The organism is uncultured Aliiroseovarius sp. (assembly GCF_947492455.1).
GTDB lineage: Bacteria > Pseudomonadota > Alphaproteobacteria > Rhodobacterales > Rhodobacteraceae > Aliiroseovarius.
In genome coordinates this window covers 346775-371120 of the sequence record NZ_CANLNB010000001.1, presented here as the reverse complement: position 1 = coordinate 371120, position 24346 = coordinate 346775, and the positions used below count along the sequence as shown (strand labels likewise).

Here is a 24346-nt window from a genome sequence, read left to right as displayed (position 1 = left end):
AATCGTGATGGTTCCATTGTAAGCCCGGGCCAATCCATCGGCAGTTGTGCCGCTATGTGGAATTGGGATTATCGTCATGACACAGACCACGACCGGGAACACATCTTCATCTCAGGAAGACCGTATCTCGACGCTTGATTTTGCGTTGGTCATTCCAATGAAGAACGAGGAAGAGGTGGCCGAGGGCTTCCTGCGGGAATGCTATACCGCCACCTTGGATCTGGGCGAGCCGCCCATCTATGTGACGGATGACGGATCGGATGACCGTACGCTTGAAATCCTGAAGACGCTGCAGGCGGATATCCCCAAGTTGCGGATCGTGCAGCATGCAAGCTCGGCCGGGCAATCGGCTGCGGTGCATTCCGCCGTGCTGGTCGCGCAGTCGGACATCATCGTCACGCTGGACGGAGACGGCCAGAACCCACCCGACCAGATCGCGGGTCTTCTGGCGAAGTTTGTGGATGCTGACCCTGATCTTGCCTTGGTCGCCGGGCAGCGCGCCAAGCGCAATGATACACTGGCCAAACGCTGGGGTTCCAAGTTCGCCAACTGGCTGCGTGGGGCGCTTTTGAAAGATGGGACGCGTGACACGGGCTGTGGTCTGAAGGCCTATCGCCGTCAGGCGTTTCTGGCGCTGCCCTATTTCGATCACATGCACCGCTACCTGCCCGCGCTGTTCCTGCGCGATGGCTGGAAGATTGATCATGTCGACATCACCCACCGTCACCGCGAAGCCGGACAGTCCAAGTATAACAACCTGAACCGCGCGCTTGTGGGGATTTCGGATCTGATGGCCGTATCCTGGCTGATCCGTCGCCGCAAGAAAGTGCGTCGCGGTGATGTGCAGGTCTTTGCGCAGGGTGGATCGACCGAATGAAGGACGCGATCTTTCAGTTTCTGGCCATTGATGGCTGGACCGAGTTCTGGTGGGTCGCGCTGGGCCTGACCGCGCAGCTGTCGTTTTCGGCCCGTTTCATCGTGCAGTGGATTGCGTCCGAACGCGCAGGCCATTCCTATGTGCCGGTAGCCTTCTGGTGGATTTCCATCGTTGGCGGGTTGCTGCTGCTGTCCTATGCGATTTACCGACAGGATGTTGTGTTTATCCTCGGTCAATCCATGGGCCTTTTCGTCTATATCCGAAATCTGGTGCTGATCTATCGTCCCGGCAAAACGGATATGGGGGACGAGAGCAAATCCGCCTGATCCAAGATGAGCAGGCTGATCCAATATCTCAGAATGCCGTGGTTGGTTTTGCCACTCGTGGTCCTGTTAGGTGTGGTTGCCTTCGGTCCGGGACAGTCGACAATCGGGGTGACGGACCGAGACGAAGCGCGGTTTGCGCAGGCCTCGAAGCAGATGGCGATCAGCGGCGATCTGATTGACATCCGGTTTCAAGATGGGACCAGATACAAGAAACCGGTGGGGATCTACTGGTTACAAAGCACCACCGCCAATCTGTTCGAAAAGGATCAGATATGGTCTTATCGGATTGTCTCGTTTTCTGCTGCGGTGTTGGCTGGGCTTGCGCTTTATTGGGCGCTACTGCCATTGACCGGAGCGCAGGCGGCTGGGCCTGCCGCTTTAATGATGCCTGGCCTTTTCATCCTGAATATCGAAGCGCGATTGGCCAAGACAGATGCAACACTTCTTCTGGTCATTATCCTGACCATGGGGGCGTTGGCGCGTATCTGGATGCGCACGCCAAGCGGTTGGTGGACAAGGGCGATTTTTTGGGTTGGCCTTTCTGCCGGAGTATTAATCAAAGGACCGATCATCTTCGGCCCGGTTCTCTGTAGCATCCTGTGGCTGTGCGCAACGAAACGCGAGTGGCGTTGGCTGGGCGATCTGTCGCCCATGAAGGGCGGATTGGCATTCCTTGCTCTGACCCTTCCTTGGTTCATTGCCATCACGATCAAAAGCGATTGGGCGTTCTGGGGGGCATCCCTCGGGGAGGATTTCTCGGCCAAGATTGCGTCGGGACAAGAAGAACACGGGGCGTTTCCGGGCACTTACATTCTGACCGGGCTTTTGACGCTCTGGCCGTGGACGGTGCTTGTGCCGGCGGCCGCAGTCTTTGCCTTCAAGAACCGGGCCGAGCGCAACATCGCCTTTCTGATCGGATGGCTGGTGCCCTTCTGGCTGGTGTTGGAACTGGTGCCCACCAAACTGCTGCACTACACGCTTCCGGTCTATCCTGCCCTGATTGCCCTTGCAGCGCTCGCGCTTGTCACCTTCTCGGCGCGCGCGATTGGGTGGCTGGGGATTGGCATCTGGGTGCTGGGCGCTGCGCTGATTGCCGTCATCGGTATTGGCTTGCCCATCATGGCGGAAAGCGCGCAATCCCTCTTGTTTATTGCGACATTCATCGTGGCAGGCGGCATTGGGTTTTGGGTGTTCACGCGCAGAAAAACCCTTGCGCCCGAGTTGCTGGTCACCGCGCTGACGGTATCGGCCGTTGTAATGCATATTGGTCTATTGTCCGGAATGCTGGCCAAAATGCGCTTGGTGTTTCCGTCGGAATCCATGCGCTGGGCGATTGCGCAGCACAGATGCGAGGGGCGGTCCTTGGCCATTGCTGGCTATCACGAGCCGTCAGCCGTGTTTAATCTGGGCACCGGTTTGAAAAAACTCGACCATGATGCTGCCTGGAACGCCCTCTCGACCGGAGCAATCGAGCTTGCGTGGATCGACGCCAGCAAGTTACCGCCTGTCGCGGACGCCATCGAGGTGCGGGGGTTTAATTACAATGAAGGGCGAGAGGTCTTGATGCGGCTTTATGCGGCCCCGGATCAGCCCGTGAATGCGATTGAGGGATGTAAGTGATGTCAGTGAAGCCCGTGTTCTCGCGAAAGCTTGTAGTTGTTTATGCTTTGGTGTGCGTGTGTGCGCTGTTTGCGGACTCGGCCCTGACCGAATGGCGGATGGGGTTGCCTGAAAGCGTTAAGCAGTTTGCTTTGGCGATCACCGAGATTGGCAACAGCGATTGGATGTTTGTCAGCAGCTTGCTGGGCTTTGCGGTTCTTGGAGTTGCCCTGAAAAGAACGCGGACCGAGGCAGCTAACAAGCATGTTCGGTTGCTGCTTCAGGTCGTACTGCTATTTTTTCTGGCGATCTTGTTGTCCGGCATTGCCGTTCAGATCATCAAGTTTTTGATCGGCCGCCCGCGACCTATGGCCTTTGAAGAGCTGGGTGCATATGGATTTGCCCCGTTCTCGGGCGGGCATTTCAACAGCTTCCCGTCCGGCCACTCGACTACGTTGGGGGCTGCGGCCATGTTCGTCGCGCTTTGGTATCCACGGCAGGTCTGGCTGATCCTTGGCATCGGGCTTGGGCTCAGCTTTTCGCGGTTCTTTTCGGGCTGGCACTATCCAGCCGATGTCCTGGTCGGTTTTGCGCATGGTGTGTTTTGGACCGGGCTGGTGGCCCGCAAGATGGTCGCGCGTGGGTATTTTCTGGATGCGCAAGGTCAGCTAGTGCTGGGCAATCCAGCAGCCTTGCGCAGGCCGCGCAAAACGACCGACGCAGTGGGTGCCGAGTAGAAGCTGGGGCGCAGGTTATGCCTCTTGCAGACTCGCCCGCTTTCCCCTATATCCCTTTTCAACAGCGGTGCTTTGGCCTCCACCCCCAAAGCTCCACCGGAAAATCCGACGGGCCCGCTGGCCCGTTTTTTTGTTTTGGAGAGACGTGTGAGCAACCTTGTTGCAAAATCCGCGATTGACCGTCGTCTGGCTGAAATTGTCAGCCCCGTGATCGAAGACATGGGGTTCGAACTGGTGCGTCTGCGCCTGATGGGCGGCAACACGCCCACACTGCAGATCATGGCCGAGCGTCCCGAAGGCGGGATCGAAGTGGATGACTGCGCCCAGATTTCGACCGCGATCAGCGCGATCTTGGATGTCGAAGACCCGATCGAAGACAACTATACGCTTGAAGTCGGATCGCCCGGCATCGACCGCCCCCTGACCCGTCTGAAAGATTTCGACGCGTGGTCGGGCTATGTCGCCAAGATCGAAACGTCCGAGATGATCGACGGGCGCAAGCGCTTCAAGGGTACCCTTGCAGGCGTGGATGGAAACGAGGTTCTGATCGAGATCGAGAACCACGGCGAAGAGGTCACCATTGGCCTCGACTTTGACTGGCTGGCCGATGCCAAGCTGGTTCTGACCGACGACCTGATCCGCGAGGCGCTGCGTCAGCGCAAGGATGCGGGCCAGATCGACGAAGCCCAATTTGATGAAATTCAAGAAATCACCGGTTCCGAGGAGGACTGAGAATGGCAATTACCTCTGCTAACCAGCTTGAGCTTCTGCAAACCGCCGAGGCCGTCGCCCGCGAAAAGATGATCGACCCCGCGCTGGTCATCGAAGCGATGGAAGAAAGCCTGGCCCGTGCAGCCAAGTCGCGCTACGGCGCGGAAATGGACATTCGCGTGTCCATCGACCGCAAGACCGGCCGCGCCACCTTTACCCGCGTGCGCACCGTTGTCGCCGATGACGAGCTGGAGAACTATCAGGCCGAGTTCACCGTCGAACAGGCCAAGCAGTACATGGAAAACCCCGAAGTGGGCGACGTGTACAGCGAAGAAGTTCCGCCGGTCGAAATGGGCCGTATTGCTGCCCAGTCCGCCAAGCAGGTGATCTTGCAGAAGGTGCGTGAAGCCGAACGTGATCGTCAGTACGAAGAGTTCAAAGATCGTGCCGGCACCATCATCAACGGTCAGGTTAAGCGCGAAGAATACGGTAACGTCATCGTGGACGTGGGTGCTGGCGAAGCCATCCTGCGCCGCAACGAAAAGATCGGCCGCGAAAGCTATCGCCCGAACGACCGTATCCGCTGCTACATCAAAGACGTGCGTCGCGAAGCCCGTGGCCCGCAGATCTTCCTGTCGCGTACCGCTCCGGAATTCATGGCCGAGCTGTTCAAGATGGAAGTTCCGGAAATCTATGACGGCATCATCGAGATCAAGGCCGTGGCCCGTGACCCCGGTTCGCGTGCGAAGATCGCCGTGATCAGCTATGATGGTTCGATCGACCCGGTTGGCGCCTGTGTTGGTATGCGTGGTTCGCGCGTGCAGGCCGTTGTGAACGAGCTGCAGGGTGAAAAGATCGACATCATTCCGTGGAACGAAGATCAGCCGACTTTCCTTGTGAACGCGCTTCAGCCTGCTGAAGTGTCGAAGGTTGTTCTGGACGAAGAAGCCGGCAAGATCGAAGTGGTTGTCCCCGACGAGCAGCTGTCGCTGGCCATTGGCCGCCGCGGTCAGAACGTGCGTCTGGCATCGCAGCTGACCAACCTGGACATCGACATCCTGACCGAGGCCGAAGAAAGCGAACGTCGCCAGAAAGAATTCGCTGTGCGCACCGCTTTGTTCATGGAGACCCTTGATCTGGACGAGTTCTTTGCCCAGCTATTGGTCTCGGAAGGCTTCACCAACCTGGAAGAAGTCGCCTATGTCGAACTGGACGAACTGCTGGTGATCGACGGTGTTGACGAAGGCACCGCACAGGAACTGCAGACCCGCGCCCGCGAATATCTGGAAGCTCAGGCCGCCAAGGCGCTGGAAAACGCCCGCGCAATGGGTGTCGAAGACAGCCTGATCGCGTTCGAAGGTCTGACCGCTCAGATGGTTGAGGCTTTGGCCGAAGACGGTGTGAAATCGCTGGAAGACTTCGCGACCTGCGCTGACTGGGAACTGGCCGGCGGCTGGACCACCGTAGATGGTGAACGCATCAAGGATGACGGCTCGCTTGAGAAATTCGGCATCACGCTGGAAGAAGCTCAGGACATGGTTATGACCGCCCGTATCATTCTGGGTTGGGTCGATCCTGCTGAACTGGAAGCAGAAGCTGCTGAAGGTGAAGAAGAAGCTGAAGCCGCTGAAGAAGGAGCCGAGGCCTGATCCTCGGGCCTCAGAGGGCAACGCATGACGCGTGGTGGACATAAAAAGCGGCCGGAAGAGCCCGAACGGCGCTGCATCGCAACCGGTGAAACCCAGCCAAAGGCCGGGTTGATCCGCTTCGTGGTGGGGCCGGATGACATGGTGGTGCCTGACCTGTTGGGCAAGCTGCCGGGTCGTGGGATCTATGTCGCTGCCAACCGTGCGGCGATTGCCACGGCGATTAAGAAAGGCCTGTTTTCGCGCTCCGCGCGCAAGCAGGTCACCGTGCCAGACGGGTTGCTCGATCTGCTCGAGCGTAGCTACGCGGATCGGGTGACGCATCTGATCGCGATGGCGCGCAAAGCGGGTCAAGCGGTCGCCGGGTATGAGAAAGTTAAAGACTGGCTGATGAAAGATCAGGCGTATGTCCTGATCCAGGCCTCGGACGGGTCCGAGCGCGGCAAGTCAAAACTCAGACCGCCCCGCGAAGAGGGACGGTTTATCGAATGTCTGACCGGCGACGAGCTGGGTTTGGCGTTTGGACGTGAAAATGTGATACATGGCGCGCTATCGTCTGGCGGTTTGGCCTCTCGTGTTGTAGAGGAAGCCCAGAAACTGACAGCGATGCGTGTTGTGCAAGACAACGACGGCGGGAAGGCTCGCCGGAAAGGTACGAAGACCAGATGAGCGATAATGACGGCAAAAAGACCCTTGGCCTGCGCGGAAGCCGCCCCGGCCAGGTGAAGCAAAGCTTCAGCCACGGGCGCACCAAGAACGTCGTGGTCGAAACGAAACGCAAGCGCGTTGTCGTGCCCAAGCCGGGTGCGGCAGCTGGTGGTGCAGGCAAGACGCCCGCAGGCGGGGATCCGCGCAAGCGTCCCGCTGGCATTTCGGATGCCGAAATGGAACGCCGCATGAAGGCGCTTCAGGCTGCCAAGGCGCGTGAAGCCGAGGAAGCTGAAAAGCGTGCAGCCGAAGAAAAGGCCCGCGAGGAAGAGCGCAAGCGTCGTCGCGAAGAAGCCGAAGCCAAGGAACGCGCCGAGCGCGAGCGCGAAGAAGCGCTGAAAGCCAAGGCCGAGGAAGAAGCCCGCAAGAAACGCGAAGCTGAAGAAGCCAAGACCCGTGCAAAAGCGGCCCCTGCTCCGGCAGCGGATCCTGCTGCGGCTCAGGCTGCTGAACAGCGTGGCCCCGGCAAAACGTCGTCCGCTCCGCGCAAGAAAGACGATCGTGGTGGTGCCAATGACCGCCAGAACCGTGGCAAAGGCCGCGATGATGGTCGCCGTTCGGGCAAGCTGACTGTGAACCAGGCAATGCGTGGTGGCGACGGTCGCCAGCGCTCGGTTGCCTCGATGCGCCGTAAGCAGGAACGTGCACGCCAGAAAGCCATGGGTGAATCGGTCGAGCGGGAAAAGGTTATCCGCGACGTTCAGGTCCCCGAGGCCATCGTCGTGTCGGAACTGGCCAACCGTATGGCCGAGCGTGTTGCTGACGTTGTAAAATCGCTCATGAAAATGGGTATGATGGTGACGCAGAACCAAGCCATCGACGCGGATACTGCAGAGCTGATCATCGAAGAGTTCGGCCACAACATCGTTCGCGTGTCTGACGCTGACGTGGAAGACGTGATCGACACCGTCGAGGACAAAGAGGAAGACCTGAAAGACCGCGCCCCGATCATCACGATCATGGGTCACGTTGACCACGGTAAAACCTCGCTTCTGGATGCGATCCGCGATGCGAAAGTCACAGCCGGCGAAGCTGGCGGCATCACGCAGCACATCGGCGCTTATCAGGTAACCACCGATAGCGGCGCAACGCTGAGCTTCCTGGATACGCCCGGCCACGCCGCGTTTACCTCGATGCGTGCCCGTGGTGCGCAGGTAACGGACATCGTTGTTCTGGTTGTGGCTGCTGACGACAGCGTCATGCCGCAGACCATCGAAGCCATCAACCACGCGAAAGCGGCGGGTGTTCCGATGATCGTTGCGATCAACAAATGCGACAAGCCGACCGCGAACCCCGATCAGGTCCGCGCCGAGCTGCTTCAGCATGAAGTGATCGTCGAGAAAATGTCGGGTGACGTGCAGGACGTTGAAGTGTCCGCCATCACCGGTGCTGGTCTGGATGAGCTGCTGGAAGCCATCGCGCTGCAGTCGGAAATTCTGGAACTGAAAGCCAACCCGAACCGTGCGGCCTCGGGTGCTGTGATCGAAGCCCAGCTTGATGTGGGCCGTGGTCCGGTTGCCACCGTTCTGGTTCAGAACGGCACGCTGAAACAGGGCGATATCTTCGTTGTGGGTGAGCAGTGGGGTAAGGTCCGCGCGCTGGTCAACGATCATGGCGAACGCGTGAAAGAAGCTGGCCCCTCGGTTCCGGTCGAGGTTTTGGGTCTGAACGGTACGCCCGAAGCGGGTGACGTTCTGAACGTGGTGGACACCGAAGCGCAGGCCCGCGAGATCGCTGAATATCGCGAGCAAGCCGCCAAGGACAAACGCGCCGCTGCCGGTGCTGCGACCACGCTGGAACAGATGATGGCGAAGGCGAAGGCCGACAAGGACGTGGCCGAGCTGCCGATCCTGGTCAAAGCCGACGTGCAGGGTTCTGCCGAAGCCATCGTTCAGGCGATGGAAAAGATCGGCAACGAAGAAGTCCGCGTGCGCGTGCTGCACTATGGTGTGGGCGCGATCACCGAAACCGATGTGGGTCTGGCGGAAGCCTCGGGCGCACCGGTTATCGGCTTCAACGTGCGTGCGAACGCCTCGGCTCGTAACTCGGCCAACCAGAAGGGCGTCGAGATCCGTTACTACTCGGTCATCTATGACCTTGTGGATGACGTGAAAGCGGCGGCCTCGGGTCTGCTGTCGGCAGAGGTTCGCGAGAACTTCATCGGCTACGCCGAAATCCGCGAAGTCTTCAAAGTATCGGGCGTTGGCAAGGTTGCCGGCTGTCTGGTCACTGAAGGCGTTGCCCGCCGCTCGGCTGGCGTTCGCCTGCTGCGCGACAACGTGGTGATCCACGAAGGCACGCTGAAGACGCTGAAGCGCTTCAAAGACGAAGTGAAAGAGGTTCTGTCCGGTCAGGAATGCGGTATGGCGTTTGAAAACTACGACGACATCCGTCCGAATGACGTGATCGAGATCTTCGAACGTGAAGAGGTCGAGCGTACGCTGGACTAATCGCCCCGCCGATTGATGACATAGAAAAGGGGACGGTTTTCCGTCCCCTTTTTGCATGTTTTGCGGTGAGTTAATGCTCTACAGCAGTTCGCGCAGCACCGGGATCAGCGGGATGTCCGCAGGCGGCATCGGGAAGTCGCGCAACTGGTTCACACGCGCCCATTTCAGCACCTGCCCTTCACGCGGGGTTGGCGTGCCGCTCCATTTGCGACAGGCAAACAACGGCATCAGCAGATGGAAGTCGTCATAGCTGTGGCTGGCGAAAGACAGGGGGGCGAGGCAGGAATTCCACGTCTCGATCCCCAGCTCCTCGTGCAATTCACGGACCAAGGCCGCCTCGGGCGTTTCACCCTGCTCGACCTTGCCGCCCGGAAACTCCCACAGGCCCGCCATGGATTTCCCCTCGGGTCGTTGGGCCAGCAGAATACGCCCGTCCGGGTCGATCAGGGCGACGGCAGAAACAAGGATGGTTTTCACGAGCGATAATCCGCGTTGATTTGGATATAGGCGTGGGTCAGATCGCAGGTCCAGACGGTGGCTGTGCCCTCGCCCACACCCAGATCGACGTCGATCAGCAGGTCGTCTTGCTTCATGTATTCTGCGCCGTCTTCTTCGCGATAGGCGGGCGACACCCAGCCTTTTTCCGCGACCAGAATGTCTCCGAACCGGATCGACAGAAGATCGCGGTCGGCATAGGCGCCGGACTTGCCGATCGCCGCCACGACGCGGCCCCAGTTGGGATCTTCACCCGCGACTGCGGTTTTCACCAAGGGCGAGTTGGCGATGGACAGCGCGTGCACTTTGGCATCCGCATTCGATTTCGCGCCGGTCACGCGGACCTCGACGAACTTGGTGGCGCCTTCGCCGTCGCGGACAACCTGATGAGCCAGATCCAACATCACCTCGTTCAGGGCTGCGCGGAAGGCGGCGTTGTCTTGGTCAACCTCGACGCCCGACGCCCCCGTCGCCGCCAGAAGCAGCGTGTCCGAGGTCGAAGTGTCGCTGTCCACGGTGATCGCGTTGAAGCTGTCCTCGTTCAGGTCCGACAGCATCGCTTGCAGGTCGCCCTGAGCAATCTTGGCGTCGGTGAAGATGAACACCAGCATCGTCGCCATATCCGGCGCAATCATGCCCGAGCCTTTGGCGATCCCTGCAATATGCACGATCCGGTCACCGATCTTCACCTCAGCCTTGGCGCCTTTGGGGAAGGTGTCGGTGGTGCGGATGGCTTGGGCGGCGTCTTGCATCGCATCGGGGGTCAGAAGCCCCTTCAACTCATCGATCTTGGCGGTGATGCGGTCATGGGGCAGCGGTTCGCCAATCACGCCGGTCGAGGCGGTGAAAACGCGGTCCTGCGGGACGTTCAGCGCGCTGGCCACGGCCCCCGTGATGGCCGCAACCGAGCCGTCGCCGGTCGCGCCGGTGAAGGCGTTCGAGTTGCCCGCGTTGACCAGAAAAGCCGCGCCTTGGTCCGAGGCCCCGCCCAGTTTCGCCTGACAGTCCAAGACCGGCGCAGACCGCGTTGCAGACTTGGTGAATACACCTGCAATCGCGGTGCCCGGCTGAAGCTCGGCCAGCATCACATCCAGCCGATCTTTGTATTTCACACCCGCCTTCACAGCCGAGAACTTGGCCCCGGCAATCACCGGCAGGTCAGGGAAACTTGCGGGTGCAAGCGGCGAAACCTCATGCGTGTGGTCCCGCGCCGCGGCCAGCTTGGCCTTCAGCTTGGATACCTTCTTTTTCAGCTTTTTGATTTTCGCCGTCTTGCCCATCTTTGTCCCCTAAAGATCAGTTGTCCAACAGTGTCATATCACGCGAGACGGCGGGGTCGATCCCTTCCAGCGCAGTACGTTCAATTGTTGCACCATCCAACAGCGCCTGAAGGGCCACATCGACGGCGTCAGCTTCGATCTGGGCGGCCAGTTCTGCGCGGACTTCGTCCAGTTCCGGCGCACCAACCATGCGGGTGTCGTTCAGCTTGACCACGTGCCAGCCGAACTGGGTCTGAACGGGGTCGGATACCGCGCCGACCTCAAGCGCAAAGACCGCGTCTTCAAAAGGTTTCACCATCATGCCGGGACCAAACCAGCCCAGATCACCGCCACCGGTGCCTGACGGACCGGTCGAAAACTCTTTCGCCAGCTCGGCAAAGTCCGCACCGCCGTCCAGCTTGGTGATCAGCTCTTTCGCTTCGTCTTCGGTAGCAACCAGAATATGCGCGGCGCTGAACTCCTTCGTGGGCTCGGCATCGGCATATTGCGCGTCATAGGCCTTCTGCAGGGCGTCTTCGGTCACGGCCTCGGACACAATCGCGTCCACCTGCTGGGCTGCGGCCATCTCTCGGCGGGTGTTTTCCAGAATGATCTCGTTCCGACGGCTGATTTCGTCTGCGGCCTGACCCAGAACGGTCTGCTGGATCAGCTGCTCGACCAGACCGGGGAACAGCACGTCATCGGGCAGTTGCTGATACTGCTGCGCCAGACCCTGACGGGCGGCGATGACGTGTGCCACGGTGATATTTTCACCGTTTACAGTCGCCAGAACGGTGTCGGCCTGAACCTCGACCTTGGGCATGGCATCTTCGGTTGCGGTTTCTTGCGCAAAGGCAGGCGCACCCAAAGTCAGCGAAAGGGCGAAGCCAAAGGCGGCCGCGTGGCGATAAATCATGAAAATATCCTTCAAAACAGGCCGGAATCCCCGGCAACATTGACAGTTTTCCACCCGACGCTTACATCGCTAAGGGCTTAAGAGCGTGGGTTCTTGAGCACTTAGATAGGTGGCTGGATCGGGACGGGCAAGTTTCCTCTGGTCAAACCAGCGTTAAACCGCATTGAGGCAAAAAAACATGCTTGGAAAAATCGCGCGTAAAGTCTTTGGCACACCGAATGATCGCAAGATCAAAGCCACGCGACCCATTGTCGAAAAGATCAACGCGCTTGAGGACGAATTCGCCGCCCTGACGGATGACGGCATCGTCGCCAAGACCGAAGAATTGAAGCAACGTGTGGCGGACGGCGAAAAGCTGGACGCGATCCTGCCCGAGGCCTTTGCCAACTGTCGTGAAGCCGCCAAGCGCGCGCTGGGTCTGCGTGCCTTTGATACGCAGTTGATGGGCGGGATCTTCCTGCACCAAGGCAACATCGCCGAGATGAAGACCGGTGAAGGCAAAACCCTTGTGGCGACCTTCCCGGCCTATCTGAACGCACTGTCCGGCAAGGGCGTTCATATCGTTACCGTGAACGACTATCTGGCCAAGCGTGACGCGGAATGGATGGGCAAGGTTTACGGCGCACTGGGCATGACCACCGGCGTCGTCTATCCGCATCAGGCCGATGACGAAAAGCGTGCGGCCTATGCCTGCGACGTCACCTATGCCACCAACAACGAACTTGGGTTTGACTATCTGCGCGACAACATGAAGTCCGAGCTGAAAGACATGTCCCAGCGCGGCCATAACTTCGCGATTGTGGACGAGGTCGACTCGATCCTGATCGACGAAGCCCGGACGCCCCTGATCATCTCGGGCCCGTCCGAGGACCGCTCGGAACTGTATGTCACCGTGGACGCGCTGATCCCCGAGCTGACGGAAGAGCACTATACCATCGACGAGAAAGCCCGTGGCGCCACCTTTACCGAGGAAGGCAACGAGTTCTTGGAAGAGCTGCTGCATGCCCGTGGTCTGCTGCCCGAGGGTCAGTCGCTCTACGATCCGGAAAGCACCACCATTGTGCACCACGTGAACCAAGGCCTGCGCGCCCACAAGCTGTTCACCCGCGACAAGGACTATATCGTCCGTGATGGCGAAGTGGTTCTGATCGACGAATTCACCGGCCGTATGATGGCAGGTCGTCGCCTGTCCGAAGGTCTGCACCAAGCGATTGAAGCCAAGGAAGGCTGCAAGACCCAGCCGGAAAACGTCACGCTGGCCTCGGTCACGTTCCAGAACTATTTCCGCCTCTATGGCACGCTGGGCGGCATGACCGGGACGGCCCTGACCGAAGCCGAGGAATTTGCCGAGATCTATGGCCTTGGTGTGGTCGAAGTTCCCACCAACCGCCCGATTGCACGTATCGACGAAAACGACGCCGTATATCGCACCGAACGCGAGAAGTTTGACGCCATCGTAAAGGAAATCCGCGAGGCGAACGAGAAAGGCCAGCCGGTTCTGGTCGGCACGACCTCGATCGAGAAATCGGAACAGCTGTCGCAACTGTTGACCGATGCCAAGATCAAGCACGACGTTCTGAACGCTCGCCAGCACGAGCGTGAGGCACAGATCGTCGCCGATGCCGGTAAGCTGGGCGCGGTGACCATCGCCACCAACATGGCGGGTCGCGGCACCGACATTAAGCTGGGCGGCAACGTTGAATTCAAGGTGATGGAAGCCATCGCCGCCAACCCGGATGGCGATCACGAAGCCCTGCGCGCTCAGATTGAAGAAGCCCATGAGGCAGATGAGCAAGCGGTGAAAGATGCGGGCGGCCTGTTCGTTCTGGCCACCGAGCGTCACGAAAGCCGCCGGATCGACAACCAGCTGCGCGGTCGTTCGGGCCGTCAGGGTGACCCGGGCCGCTCGGCCTTCTTCCTGTCGCTGGATGATGACCTGATGCGCATCTTCGGGTCCGAGCGTCTGGAAAAGGTTCTGTCGACCCTCGGCATGCAGGAAGGCGAGGCCATTGTGCACCCTTGGGTGAACAAGTCGCTGGAGCGCGCCCAAGCCAAGGTCGAAGGCCGCAACTTTGACATCCGTAAACAGCTTCTGAAGTTCGACGACGTGATGAACGATCAGCGTAAGGCGATCTTTGGTCAGCGTCTGGAAATCATGGAAGCCGAGGATCTGTCCGAGATCGCAGGCGACATGCGCCATCAGGTGATCGACGATCTGGTCGACCAATACATGCCGCCGAAATCCTATGCCGATCAGTGGGACACACAAGGTCTGCAAGCCGCTGTCATCGAACATCTGGGCTTTGAAGAGCCGGTTGTTGATTGGGCTGCCGAGGAAGGCGTGGATGACGACAGCATTCGCGAGCGCCTCTATGATGCGTCTGACGCGTTCATGGCCAAGAAAGCCGCTGATTTCGGACCCGAGACCATGCGCACGATCGAAAAGCAGCTGATCCTGCAGACGATCGATTCGAAATGGCGCGAGCACCTGCTGACGCTGGACCACCTGCGCTCGGTCGTTGGGTTCCGTGGCTACGCGCAGCGCGATCCGCTGAACGAATACAAGAACGAAGCCTTCCAGCTGTTCGAAAGCCTTCTGGATGGTCTGCGTTCGGACGTGACCAAGAAGCTGGCTCAGATCCGCCCGATGACGGAAGAAGAGCAGCAGGCGATGATGCAGCAGATGATCCAACAGCAGCAGGCGGCGGCACAAGCTGCTGCGGCCGCTGAGCCGAATGAAAACGCCATCGAAGGCTTTGACGAAAACGATCCCACCACTTGGGGCAACCCGTCGCGCAACGATGCCTGCCCCTGTGGATCGGGCAAAAAGTTCAAGCACTGCCACGGCCGACTGACCTGATACTGTCGCGTCGCTCAGCGGCGCGGCAACACCCTGATAACAACAATTTCTTGCAAATCCGCCGATAGCTGACCTATCGTAAAGCGGTATTTGACGGGATTTTGTTGTGTAATGTTGTATCGGCCAGAGATTGATGGCCTTCGTGCGGTTGCCGTTTTACCGGTCATTTTGTTTCATGCGGGCATTGGCCTGTTTGAAGGTGGCTTTGTCGGCGTCGACGTCTTTTTCGTCATCAGTGGCTACCTGATCACCTCGATCCTGATCGAAGATATCGTGCGTGGGCGTTTCAGCATTCTGAAATTCTATGAGCGCCGCGCCCGGCGCATCCTACCCGCGCTGTTTTTTGTGGTGGCCTGCACCATCCCCTTCGCAATCCTGTGGATGCTGCCCGCGCAATTGCGCGACTATTCCCAAAGCCTTGTGGCGGTCAGCCTGTTTTCGTCGAACTTCCTGTTCTGGATGGAAAGCGGGTATTTCGAGGCCGGCGCCGACCTGAAACCGCTACTTCATACATGGAGCTTGGCCATTGAAGAGCAGTTCTATGTGATCTTCCCCGTCTTGCTGTTCGCGCTGTGGAAACTGGGTAGGCAGGCGGTGATCTGGATCTTGGCCCTGATCGCGGTGGTCAGCCTTGGCCTTGCGGAATGGGGCTGGCGAAACCACCCTGCCGCCAATTTCTTCCTCGCCCCCGGCCGCGTGTGGGAGCTGTTGGCCGGTTCCTTCTGTGCTTTCGCCCTGCACCGGCGCCCCCTGCCCGGCAATGACATCGTCGCTATGCTGGGCCTTCTGGCCATCGGTGTGGCGGTATTTTTGTTTGACGACACGACCCCGTTCCCCAGCCTCTATACATTGCTGCCCGTCATTGGCGTGCTGTTGATCATCCTGTTTGGGCAGCAAGGCACGCGGGTCGCTGCGATTCTGTCCGCAAAACCCATCGTCGGGATCGGGCTGATCAGCTACAGCGCTTATCTGTGGCACCAACCGCTCTTCGCCTTCGCCCGCATTCGCAGCCTGACCGAGCCCAGTCTTACCCTGATGTTGGGGCTTGCCGTGCTGTCCCTGATCTTGGCCGCTTTCAGCTGGCGCTATGTCGAGCAGCCGTTCCGCGCGGGGCCTAACACATGGATGCAGTCTCGATCTTCTGTCTTCGCAACCAGTATTGTTGGGCTGGTTTTGATCGCGGGATTTGGCGCATGGGGGCATGTGAACAACGGCTTTCCAAACCGCTTTTCGCCCGAGGCGCGTGCGGTTTTGTCGATGCACACGGATCGGATCGACAGGACCTGCCATTTTGACGAAAACCGATCGAAATTCGTACCGAAACAAGCCTGCTATCACTCGGTTCCTGACGCTTCGGGCGAGGTACTTTTATTGGGGGACAGCCATGTGGCGGCTGTCTGGCCGCAGGTGACCACAGCATTGAACGCGAGCGGGCGGAATGTCTATGTCGGGTCCTATGGCGGTTGCATCCCATTGCCCAATATGGAGCACGTGCATAAGTCTTCGGCCCATGAATGCGCCGAGTTCGTGGACGCAATCCTGACTTACGCGGGTGAGATTGGGATTGATACGCTGGTACTTGCCGCACGGTTCCCGGCCTACTTGCATGGTACGCGCTTTGACAACGGCGAAGGTGGGATCGAGCATGGAACACGCATGGATGTACGTGATCTGGGCGCAACTCTCCACGCCGGGCAATTTGATCTGCTTCGGTCGAAACTGGAAGGTCTGGCACAGCGCTTCAATCTGGTCCTTGTCGAACCGATCCCCGAGGCAGGGTGGAACGTGCCCGAACTGATCGCGAAACGCATGCATTTCGCGGGAAGTGACGATCAATCACTGTCCACAGATTATAGCGTCTATGTCACGCGAACCAAACCTGTGATCGCTGCCTTTAAAGCGGTGCAGGAGCAGTCGCAGAATGTCAGGATTGCGCCTATTCATGCGCGGTTTTGCGATGTTGCAACGGGCCGCTGCGCAAACGCGAACTCTGCTGATATCCTGTATCTGGATGGTGACCATCCCAGCGATGCGGGCGCAGCGTTGATCGCGCCAGATATCGTTCAGGCGGTCGCGTCGCTCCCCCCAAGATAACCCACAAGGCATTGTCAGATCGGTCACGCCTCTTCGAAAATCCACGTTCACGAACAGAGGCTCTGGCGTTGGGCGCGGAAATATCTATGGTCCCCGTGTGACTCGAATTCTACCTGATATCCTTGTGCGCCTTCTGGGTGCAATCTGCGCGATTACGCTGATCAGCGCTTCTGCGGCCCGGGCGCAGGACGTCACGCTGACCTCGCGCGACGGCACGGTCGAGCTGACCGGCTATCTTCTGACCTTCGATGGCGAATTTTATCGCGTCGATACCGAGTTCGGCATCCTGACCGTCGATAGCTCGGGCGTTAGTTGCGAGGGGCCGGGCTGTCCCAGCCTTGGGCCTTTCGTGGCAGAGCTGACGATTTCAGGGGCCCACAATATGGGTGCCGTCCTGTTCCCTGCATTGGTCGAGGGCTTTGCCCTGCGCAACGGCTACGCCCTGAAACGCGAGGATATTCAAGGTGTTGGCGCGCTGTATACGCTTATGCAAAGCGGCAGCGGGCAAGAGGTCGCGCGCTTCACGATCAAGCTGACCACCAGCTCGGAAGGCTTTGCTGATCTGCTGAGCCAGCAGGCCGATATGGTTTTGTCGATGCGCCAAGCGACCACGCGCGAGCGGACGCTTGCGCGGGACGCGGGCTTTGGTGATTTGCGGATGGCGCGGCAAAGCCGGGTGGCGGCACTGGACGCGCTTGTGCCCATCGTTGCGCCGGGAAATCCGGTGACGCGGATCTCGATTTCGCAGCTGGCGGCGATTTATGCGGGCAAGATCACCAATTGGTCCGAACTGGGCGGCGAAGACGCGCCGATTACGCCTTACATGATGGATGTGGAAGAAGGATTCGGTCCCGTTTTCATGCAGGACGTCATCGCGGCGCAGGGCGTCACCCTGTCTGACCGTGTGGTAATTCACCCGACCAGCCGCACCCTTGCCGACGCGATTGCGCGTGATCCTTACGGCATTGCGATGACCACCTATACTCAGCGCGGCAGCGGCGAAGTTGTCGAGCTGTCGGGGCGTTGCGGCTTCTCGGTCCATGCCTCGCGCGCGTCGATCAAGTCCGAAGATTATCCTCTGACCATGCCGATGTTCCTGTATCTGCCGGAACGTCGCCTGCCCCAGATTGGGCGCGAGTTCCTGTCCTATCTGCGGACCGACAGTGCGCAATTCGTCACCCGCCGCGCGGGTTTTGTGGACCAGGCGCTGACCCGCCAACCGCTCCGCGCGCAGGGGGATCGGATGGCCAATGCGATCACCGCGGGCGGGGAAGAAGTCACCTTGGACGAACTTCAGCGCATGATCACCACCCTGACCGGGTCCGAGCGTCTGTCGATCAGCTTCCGTTTTGAAGGCGGATCAACCCTGCTGGATGCGCCCTCGCGGTCGAACGTGGCGCTGCTGGCCGAGGCGCTGGAGAGCGGGCATTTTGACGGTAAGCGCTTGTCTTTCATTGGATTTTCAGACGGGCAAGGCGCTGCAGAGCAGAACCGAAAATTGTCCGAACGCCGCGCGCGTGCCGTGCGGGATCAGGTCTTGGCGCAGCTTGAGGCCTTCGATCTGTCCCGCGTCGAGATGCAGATCGACGCCTTTGGCGAGGCGATGCCGATGGCCTGTGACGACAGCGCCTGGGGTCGCAGCGTGAACCGCCGGGTCGAGATCTGGGTGGACTGACGCCTAAAGGTATCCTTCAGACCGAAAGCTCAGTTCGGTCGATTTTCCGATGATCAAGTGATCATGTAGCGCAATGCCAAGCGCCTTCGCGGCGTCATTCACCTGCGCTGTCATCTGGATATCGCTTTCGGACGGAGTCGGGTCTCCGGACGGGTGGTTGTGCACCAAGATCAACGCCGAGGCATTCAGTTCCAGCGCCCGCTTCACCACCTCGCGCGGGTAAACGGGCACATGATCCACGGTCCCTTTCGCCTGTTCCTCGTCCGCGATCAGCACGTTTTTGCGGTCCAGAAACAGCACGCGAAATTGTTCTGTGTCCCTATGCGCCATCGTGGTGTGGCAGTAATCCAGCACCGCGTCCCAGCTGGAAATCACATGTCGTTGCATCACCTTGGAGCGCGCCATGCGATGGGCTGCGGCCTCGATGATCTTCAGGTCGGTGATGACCGAATCCCCGATGCCTGACACGGTGCGCAACCGATCGGCTGGGGCCGTGACCACGCGGTTGAAATCACCGAACGTGTCCAGAAGCGCGCGCCCGATGGGTTTCACGTCACGGCGGGGGATCGAGCGGAACAGAAGCAGTTCCAACAACTCGTATTCCGGCATGGCCTGCGCCCCGCCGTCGTTAAACCGTGCGCGCAGCCGTTGGCGGTGGTCCTTGATATAGGACGGCAGCTTGCCAGCGGTCATCGCAATCGGCGTTGCGGGTGCCTCGTCCGTGTCGAACAGGCTTTGCGGCATCTCGGCGAAGTGGAAGTCACGCTGGTCGGTCATTGGGACAGCCTGTCCCACAACTGGTGAATGACAGGTTAACGCGCCCCAGAAACAAAAACGCCCCGGCGTTTGTGCAACACCGGGGCGCTTGGATTTCTGACAGAGCGATCAGCCCTTCATGCTGTCCCAGAAGCTTCTGACCTTCGTGAAGAAGTTCGAGCTTTCGGGGTTGTTCTCTTCCGACAGTTTCTCGAACTCGCGCAGCAGCTCTTTTTGCTGCGAGGTCAGGTTGACCGGCGTTTCCACCGCAAGCTCGATATACATGTCACCGTTCGGTCCACCGCGCAGTCCGGGCATGCCTTTGGAGCGCAGACGCATCTGACGGCCCGATTGGCTGCCTGCCGGGATTTTCACGCGGGAACGGCCGCCGTCAATGGTCGGAACCTCGATATCGCCGCCAAGTGCGGCCGCAGTCATCGAGACCGGGACGCGGCAATGCAGATGCGTGCCTTCACGGTCGAAAATGGCATGATCAGAGACTTCGATGAAGATGTACAGATCGCCCGAAGGTCCTCCGCGCATCCCAGCTTCGCCTTCGCCAGCCAGACGAATGCGGGTGCCGGTTTCAACACCAGCAGGGATGTTCACCGACAGCGAGCGTTCCTTTTCCTTGCGCCCTGCCCCGTGGCAGGATTTGCAGGGGTTCTGGATCATCTGACCGGTGCCCTGACAGGTCGGACAGGCGCGCTCGACCGTAAAGAAACCTTGCTGCGCACGGACCTTGCCCATGCCCTGACAGGTCGGACACATGGTGGGTTCCGCGCCGGATTCGGACCCGGTTCCATCACACTCATCACAGGCGACCGAGGTCGGCACGTTGATGGTTTTCTGGATGCCTGAGAACGCCTCTTCCAGCGTTACGCGCAGGTTATAGCGCAGGTCCGATCCGCGTTGGGCGCGCGCACGGCCCCCGCCACGGCCACCCATGAAGTCGCCGAACAGGTCGTCAAACACGTCCGAGAACGCGCTGGCGAAATCGCCTTGGCCATGATGGCCGCCGCCGGGACGTCCGCCCATACCGCCTTCGAAAGCAGCATGACCAAAGCGGTCATAGGCAGCTTTCTTCTCGGCATCCTTCAGAACGTCGTAGGCCTCGTTCACTTCTTTGAACTGAGACTCGGCGTCGGGGTTGTCGGAATTCCGGTCTGGGTGAAGCTCTTTGGCTTTCTTGCGATAGGCCTTCTTCAGCTCGTCCGCCGAAGCACCTTTCGAAGCGCCAAGAACCTCATAGTAGTCACGTTTTGCCATGGGGTCGTCTCCACTTGGGAGGGAGGCAGGGCAGCGTGGCCGCCCCGCCATTCACCTAAGCGACTTAGCGTTTGCTGTCGTCAAGGTCTTCGAAATCGGCATCGACGATGTCATCGTCCACGGCCGAGGGGCCGTCTGCTTCTTCCGAAGGTTCGCCAGCAGCTTCTTCCTGCTGCGACTTGTAGATCGCTTCGCCCAGTTTCATGGCCGCTTCGGTCACGTTCTGAACGCCGCCTTTGATCTTGTCAGCCGACGCGTCGTCCTTGGCCAGATCGTCCTTCAGGGCTGCAATTGCCAGCTCGATGGCTTCGATCGTGGTCGGGTCGACCTTGTCAGCGTGCTCTTCCATCGACTTCTCGGTCGAGTGGATCAGGCTTTCGGCCTGATTGCGGGCTTCGACAAGCTCTTTACGCTCTTTATCGGCCTCGGCGTTGGCTTCAGCGTCCTTCACCATTGCGTCGATGTCGTCATCCGACAGACCGCCCGAAGCTTGGATGGTGATTTTCTGCTCTTTGCCGGTGCCTTTGTCTTTGGCGCCTACTTCAACGATGCCGTTGGCGTCGATGTCGAAGGTCACCTCGATCTGAGGCATGCCGCGCGGTGCGGGCGGGATGTCTTCCAGGTTGAACTGGCCCAGGATCTTGTTGTCCGCAGCCATTTCACGCTCACCTTGGAACACGCGCAGGGTCACGGCGTTCTGGTTGTCTTCCGCGGTCGAGAAGATCTGCGACTTCTTGGTCGGGATCGTCGTGTTGCGGTCGATCAGACGGGTGAACACGCCACCCAGCGTCTCGATGCCCAGCGACAGCGGGGTCACGTCCAGAAGAACAACGTCTTTCACGTCGCCCTGCAGAACACCGGCCTGAATGGCAGCACCCATGGCAACCACTTCGTCCGGGTTTACACCTTTGTGCGGCTCTTTACCGAAGAATTTGGTGACCTCTTCGATCACTTTCGGCATGCGGGTCATACCGCCAACCAGAACCACCTCGTCGATGTCGCCAGTCGACAGGCCAGCATCTTTCAAGGCAGCCTGACACGGCTTGATCGAACGCTTGATCAGGTCCGACACAAGGCTTTCCAGCTTGGCGCGGGTCAGCTTCATGACCATGTGCAGCGGTGCACCATCAGCGCCCATCGAGATGAAGGGCTGGTTGATTTCGGTCTGCGAGGCACTCGACAGCTCGATCTTGGCTTTCTCAGCGGCTTCTTTCAGGCGCTGCAGAGCCATCTTGTCTTTCGACAGATCGACTTGGTTTTCCTTTTTGAACTCATCGACCAGATACTGAACGATGCGCATGTCGAAGTCTTCACCACCAAGGAACGTGTCGCCGTTGGTCGATTTTACTTCGAACAGGCCGTCGTCGATTTCCAGAATGGTCACGTCGAAGGTACCACCACCAAGGTCATATACGGCGATGGTCTGCGTGTCTTCTTTGTCCAGACCATAGGCCAGCGCAGCCGCGGTCGGCTCGTTGATGATGCGCAGCACTTCAAGACCAGCGATCTTGCCGGCGTCTTTGGTGGCCTGACGCTGAGCGTCGTTGAAGTAAGCAGGCACGGTGATCACGGCCTGAGTGACGTCTTCACCCAGATAGCTTTCTGCCGTTTCTTTCATCTTGCCCAGAATGAAGGCCGAGATCTGCGAGGGCGAATACTTCTCGCCAGCAGCTTCAACCCATGCGTCGCCATTGCCGCCATCCACGATGGAATAGGGCACCAGCTTTTTGTCTTTCTCGACAGCCGGGTCGTTCATGTTACGGCCAATCAGGCGTTTCACGGCGAAGACGGTGTTGTCCGGGTTGGTAACAGCCTGACGTTTGGCAGGCTGACCTACAAGGCGCTCGTCGTCCTTGAAGGCTACGATCGAAGGCGTGGTACGTGCACCTTCTGCGTTCTCGATGACTCGCGGCTGCGAGCCGTCCATGATGGCAACACACGAGTTGGTGGTGCCGAGGTCGATACCGATGACTTTGGCCATGCGTAATATCCTCTCTTTAGGCGATGTTGTCAGGACCGACCTTGCAAAGCATCGGCCCCGGATCCCAGATTTTTACCGGGTCAGGAGTGATCCATCTCCGGCGTCTCGGCGTATATAAGTAGGCAAAATCGGGCCTGCAAGCGGTCCGGTGCCCCTGTTGGCGCAAAAATTCCGAGTCAATTTGAGGTTTTGTGTGGTTTTGGCGTGTCAAAGCCTTGGAAAGCGCGTGATCGCGACTACTGACGCGCTGCCCAGCTGGCCGAGACATGTCGACGGGAATAGCTTTCGCCCATCAGGCCTACAAGGATAATCACAAGCGAGAAGATCAACGGATACATCCAGTTGGTGTAGTGCGGATTGTAGTTCACAAAGGTGAACCCGCGTGTCTGGTCGACGATATGGAACAGAGGGTTCCAGTTGAACAACACGATTATGTTGAACGGTAGAGAGTTGGCCACGAACATCTTGCCCGACGCGATCATGTTGGCGCGCGTATAAACCGTTTTTGCAATATTGGTGAACTGCGGAAACCACGGCTTCAGAGCTAGAAAAACCACACCCATCGACGCGCCACTGAACCATGACAGCAGGAGCATGAGAACCGCTCCAACCGGCTTGTCAATTGTAATGGGTGTGAAGCCCATGTGATAGACCGCCAGAACAAGGCTGACTGTTAAAACTTGAATGTAGAGCGACCCTAAAGCGGATGAGACCATGGCCACAAACGTGTTCATAGGTGTGTGCAGCATCATCGGGTCTGTGGGGCTGGATGCTCCGGCCACGGCGCTCATCGCTTTGATGTTTGTGATGTAAACGAAGATGCCCGACATGAGATAGAGCAGGAAATCGCCCCTCAAGGCCGCCCCGCGCAGTCCGAGTACTGAGAACATAAGATAGAAAGCAGCCATCATGACCAACACCTGCGTCATGTTGATCGCAAGTGCGGCGAAGGCATTTGTGTGCGAACTGCGAATGCTGTGCGCGGTCATGTGGAAGATGACCTCGAGCATTGAAAACGCTGCAGACAGCTTCGATTGTTTCTTCTTTGCCTCAAACATGGCGTTCCCTTGAACGGTTATGCGGTGCTATTTATCAGGGAATTCTTGCTGATCCTTTACTGGTTGATCATAAGGGTGCGACAGAATGTTATCAACAAGGCCAGATTTGGCCTTCTTTAAGGAGCTTCGACTTGGATTTTGAGCGTCTGGAAACTGTTATGCGCACTTTGGCCCTGGAAGCGGGCGATGTGATCATGGAGATCTACAACTCGGACGATTTCGATGTGCGCGCCAAATCAGACGACAGCCCGGTGACCGCGGCGGACGAAGCGGCGGATGCGCTGATCTCGGCTGGATTGCGCGCTGCCTTCCCGGATGTGCTTTTGGTGACGGAAGAACAGGCCGACAGCCACAGCGAACAAGCGGGCGAGTTCCTGATCGTGGACCCTCTGGACGGCACGAAAGAGTTCATTCACCGTCGCGGCGATTTCACCGTGAACATCGCCTATGTCAAAGACGGCACCCCTGTGCGCGGCGTGGTCTACGCCCCCGCCAAAGGCCGCATGTTCTTCACCCGTGCGGGCGGCGAAAGCGTGGAAGAGCAAGGGCCGTTCGCAAAAGACACCGTGGGCGCCCTGTCGCCGATCTCCGTCTCGACGCCCGACAACGACGCGCTGTTCATCGTCGCCTCGAAATCCCACCGCGATCAGGCGACCGAGGATTACATCAACAAATACAGCGTCAAAGACAGCAAATCGGCAGGCAGCTCGTTGAAGTTCTGTCTGGTTGCGACGGGCGAGGCGGATCTTTATCCCCGCGTGGGCCGCACGATGGAATGGGACACCGCTGCCGGTCATGCGGTTCTGAAGGGGGCTGGTGGCGACGTGGTGCGCTTCGACGATCACACGCCGCTGACCTATGGCAAGCCGATCTACGAGAACCCGTTCTTCATTGCCTATGCACCGGGTGTCGAGCTGAAAAAGGCCTGA

General features: G+C 58.9%; 19 protein-coding genes. 12 read left to right on the top strand and 7 right to left on the bottom strand.

The features are described from left to right. Positions 1–76: 76 nt before the first annotated feature. The 8 genes from Q0677_RS01840 (at position 77) to infB (ending at position 9054) form a co-directional block, all read left to right on the top strand. A complete protein-coding gene (locus Q0677_RS01840; protein ID WP_298905371.1) occupies positions 77–877 on the top strand; it encodes a glycosyltransferase family 2 protein in 801 nt (266 codons plus the stop codon). Further along, positions 874–1203, top strand: coding sequence for a lipid-A-disaccharide synthase N-terminal domain-containing protein (locus Q0677_RS01835; RefSeq protein ID WP_298905369.1), 330 nt, complete (start codon positions 874–876; stop codon positions 1201–1203). Before Q0677_RS01840 ends, Q0677_RS01835 begins: the two co-directional genes overlap by 4 nt. Positions 1204–1209: 6 nt before the next feature. Further along, positions 1210–2823, top strand: coding sequence for a glycosyltransferase family 39 protein (locus tag Q0677_RS01830; protein ID WP_298905367.1), 1614 nt, complete (start codon positions 1210–1212; stop codon positions 2821–2823). Further along, a complete protein-coding gene (locus Q0677_RS01825) occupies positions 2823–3539 on the top strand; it encodes a phosphatase PAP2 family protein (protein WP_298905365.1) in 717 nt (238 codons plus the stop codon). The genes Q0677_RS01830 and Q0677_RS01825 overlap by 1 nt, the downstream gene beginning before the upstream one ends. Positions 3540–3686: 147 nt before the next feature. Next, the gene (gene rimP, locus Q0677_RS01820; protein WP_298905363.1) at positions 3687–4271 is read left to right on the top strand and encodes a ribosome maturation factor RimP; all 585 of its coding nucleotides are present in this window, start codon (positions 3687–3689) and stop codon (positions 4269–4271) included. A 2-nt stretch (positions 4272–4273) separates the two neighbouring features. Beyond that, positions 4274–5899, top strand: a complete 1626-nt coding sequence (gene nusA, locus Q0677_RS01815; protein WP_133485316.1) for a transcription termination factor NusA — start codon at positions 4274–4276, stop codon at positions 5897–5899. Between the two features lie 24 nt (positions 5900–5923). Next, positions 5924–6565, top strand: coding sequence for an RNA-binding protein (locus Q0677_RS01810; protein ID WP_298905361.1), 642 nt, complete (start codon positions 5924–5926; stop codon positions 6563–6565). Continuing rightward, positions 6562–9054 carry a translation initiation factor IF-2 gene (gene infB / locus Q0677_RS01805; protein WP_298905360.1) on the top strand — a complete coding sequence of 831 codons (2493 nt, stop codon included), beginning with the start codon at positions 6562–6564 and terminating at the stop codon, positions 9052–9054. The genes Q0677_RS01810 and infB overlap by 4 nt, the downstream gene beginning before the upstream one ends. A 78-nt stretch (positions 9055–9132) precedes the next feature. On the opposite strand, the gene mutT is transcribed toward infB, so the two are convergent. Genes mutT through Q0677_RS01790 form a run of 3 tightly spaced genes read right to left on the bottom strand, consistent with a single transcriptional unit; the run spans position 9133 to position 11724 of the window. Further along, on the bottom strand, positions 9133–9531 hold the full coding sequence (gene mutT / locus Q0677_RS01800) for an 8-oxo-dGTP diphosphatase MutT (RefSeq protein ID WP_298905359.1): 399 nt from the start codon (positions 9529–9531) through the stop codon (positions 9133–9135). Then, a complete protein-coding gene (argJ, locus tag Q0677_RS01795) occupies positions 9528–10829 on the bottom strand; it encodes a bifunctional glutamate N-acetyltransferase/amino-acid acetyltransferase ArgJ (RefSeq protein WP_298905358.1) in 1302 nt (433 codons plus the stop codon). Before argJ ends, mutT begins: the two co-directional genes overlap by 4 nt. 16 nt (positions 10830–10845) lie before the next feature. Beyond that, entirely contained in the window at positions 10846–11724 is an 879-nt protein-coding gene (locus Q0677_RS01790) for a peptidylprolyl isomerase (RefSeq protein ID WP_298905357.1), read from the bottom strand. A gap of 178 nt (positions 11725–11902) precedes the next feature. Here Q0677_RS01790 and secA point away from each other — a divergent pair, with 178 nt between their 5' ends. The 3 genes from secA to Q0677_RS01775 all read left to right on the top strand — a co-directional run bounded on the left by secA (position 11903) and on the right by Q0677_RS01775 (position 18353). After that, a complete protein-coding gene (gene secA, locus Q0677_RS01785) occupies positions 11903–14584 on the top strand; it encodes a preprotein translocase subunit SecA (RefSeq protein WP_298905355.1) in 2682 nt (893 codons plus the stop codon). Positions 14585–14695: 111 nt separating this feature from the next. Further along, positions 14696–16678: an acyltransferase family protein gene (locus tag Q0677_RS01780; protein WP_298905353.1), complete on the top strand. Its 1983-nt coding sequence runs from the start codon at positions 14696–14698 to the stop codon at positions 16676–16678. Positions 16679–16775: 97 nt separating this feature from the next. Further along, the gene (locus Q0677_RS01775) at positions 16776–18353 is read left to right on the top strand and encodes a phosphate ABC transporter substrate-binding/OmpA family protein (RefSeq protein ID WP_298905351.1); all 1578 of its coding nucleotides are present in this window, start codon (positions 16776–16778) and stop codon (positions 18351–18353) included. A 3-nt stretch (positions 18354–18356) separates the two neighbouring features. Here Q0677_RS01775 and radC read toward each other — a convergent pair whose 3' ends face one another. The 4 genes from radC to Q0677_RS01755 form a co-directional block, all read right to left on the bottom strand. Next, the gene (gene radC / locus Q0677_RS01770) at positions 18357–19130 is read right to left on the bottom strand and encodes a DNA repair protein RadC (RefSeq protein ID WP_298905349.1); all 774 of its coding nucleotides are present in this window, start codon (positions 19128–19130) and stop codon (positions 18357–18359) included. Between the two features lie 108 nt (positions 19131–19238). Continuing rightward, on the bottom strand, positions 19239–20378 hold the full coding sequence (gene dnaJ, locus Q0677_RS01765; protein WP_298905347.1) for a molecular chaperone DnaJ: 1140 nt from the start codon (positions 20376–20378) through the stop codon (positions 19239–19241). Between the two features lie 64 nt (positions 20379–20442). Further along, entirely contained in the window at positions 20443–22359 is a 1917-nt protein-coding gene (gene dnaK / locus Q0677_RS01760) for a molecular chaperone DnaK (protein WP_298905345.1), read from the bottom strand. A gap of 236 nt (positions 22360–22595) precedes the next feature. After that, on the bottom strand, positions 22596–23417 hold the full coding sequence (locus Q0677_RS01755) for an ABC transporter permease (RefSeq protein ID WP_298905343.1): 822 nt from the start codon (positions 23415–23417) through the stop codon (positions 22596–22598). A 131-nt stretch (positions 23418–23548) separates the two neighbouring features. Here Q0677_RS01755 and cysQ point away from each other — a divergent pair, with 131 nt between their 5' ends. Further along, positions 23549–24346: a 3'(2'),5'-bisphosphate nucleotidase CysQ gene (cysQ, locus tag Q0677_RS01750; protein ID WP_298905341.1), complete on the top strand. Its 798-nt coding sequence runs from the start codon at positions 23549–23551 to the stop codon at positions 24344–24346.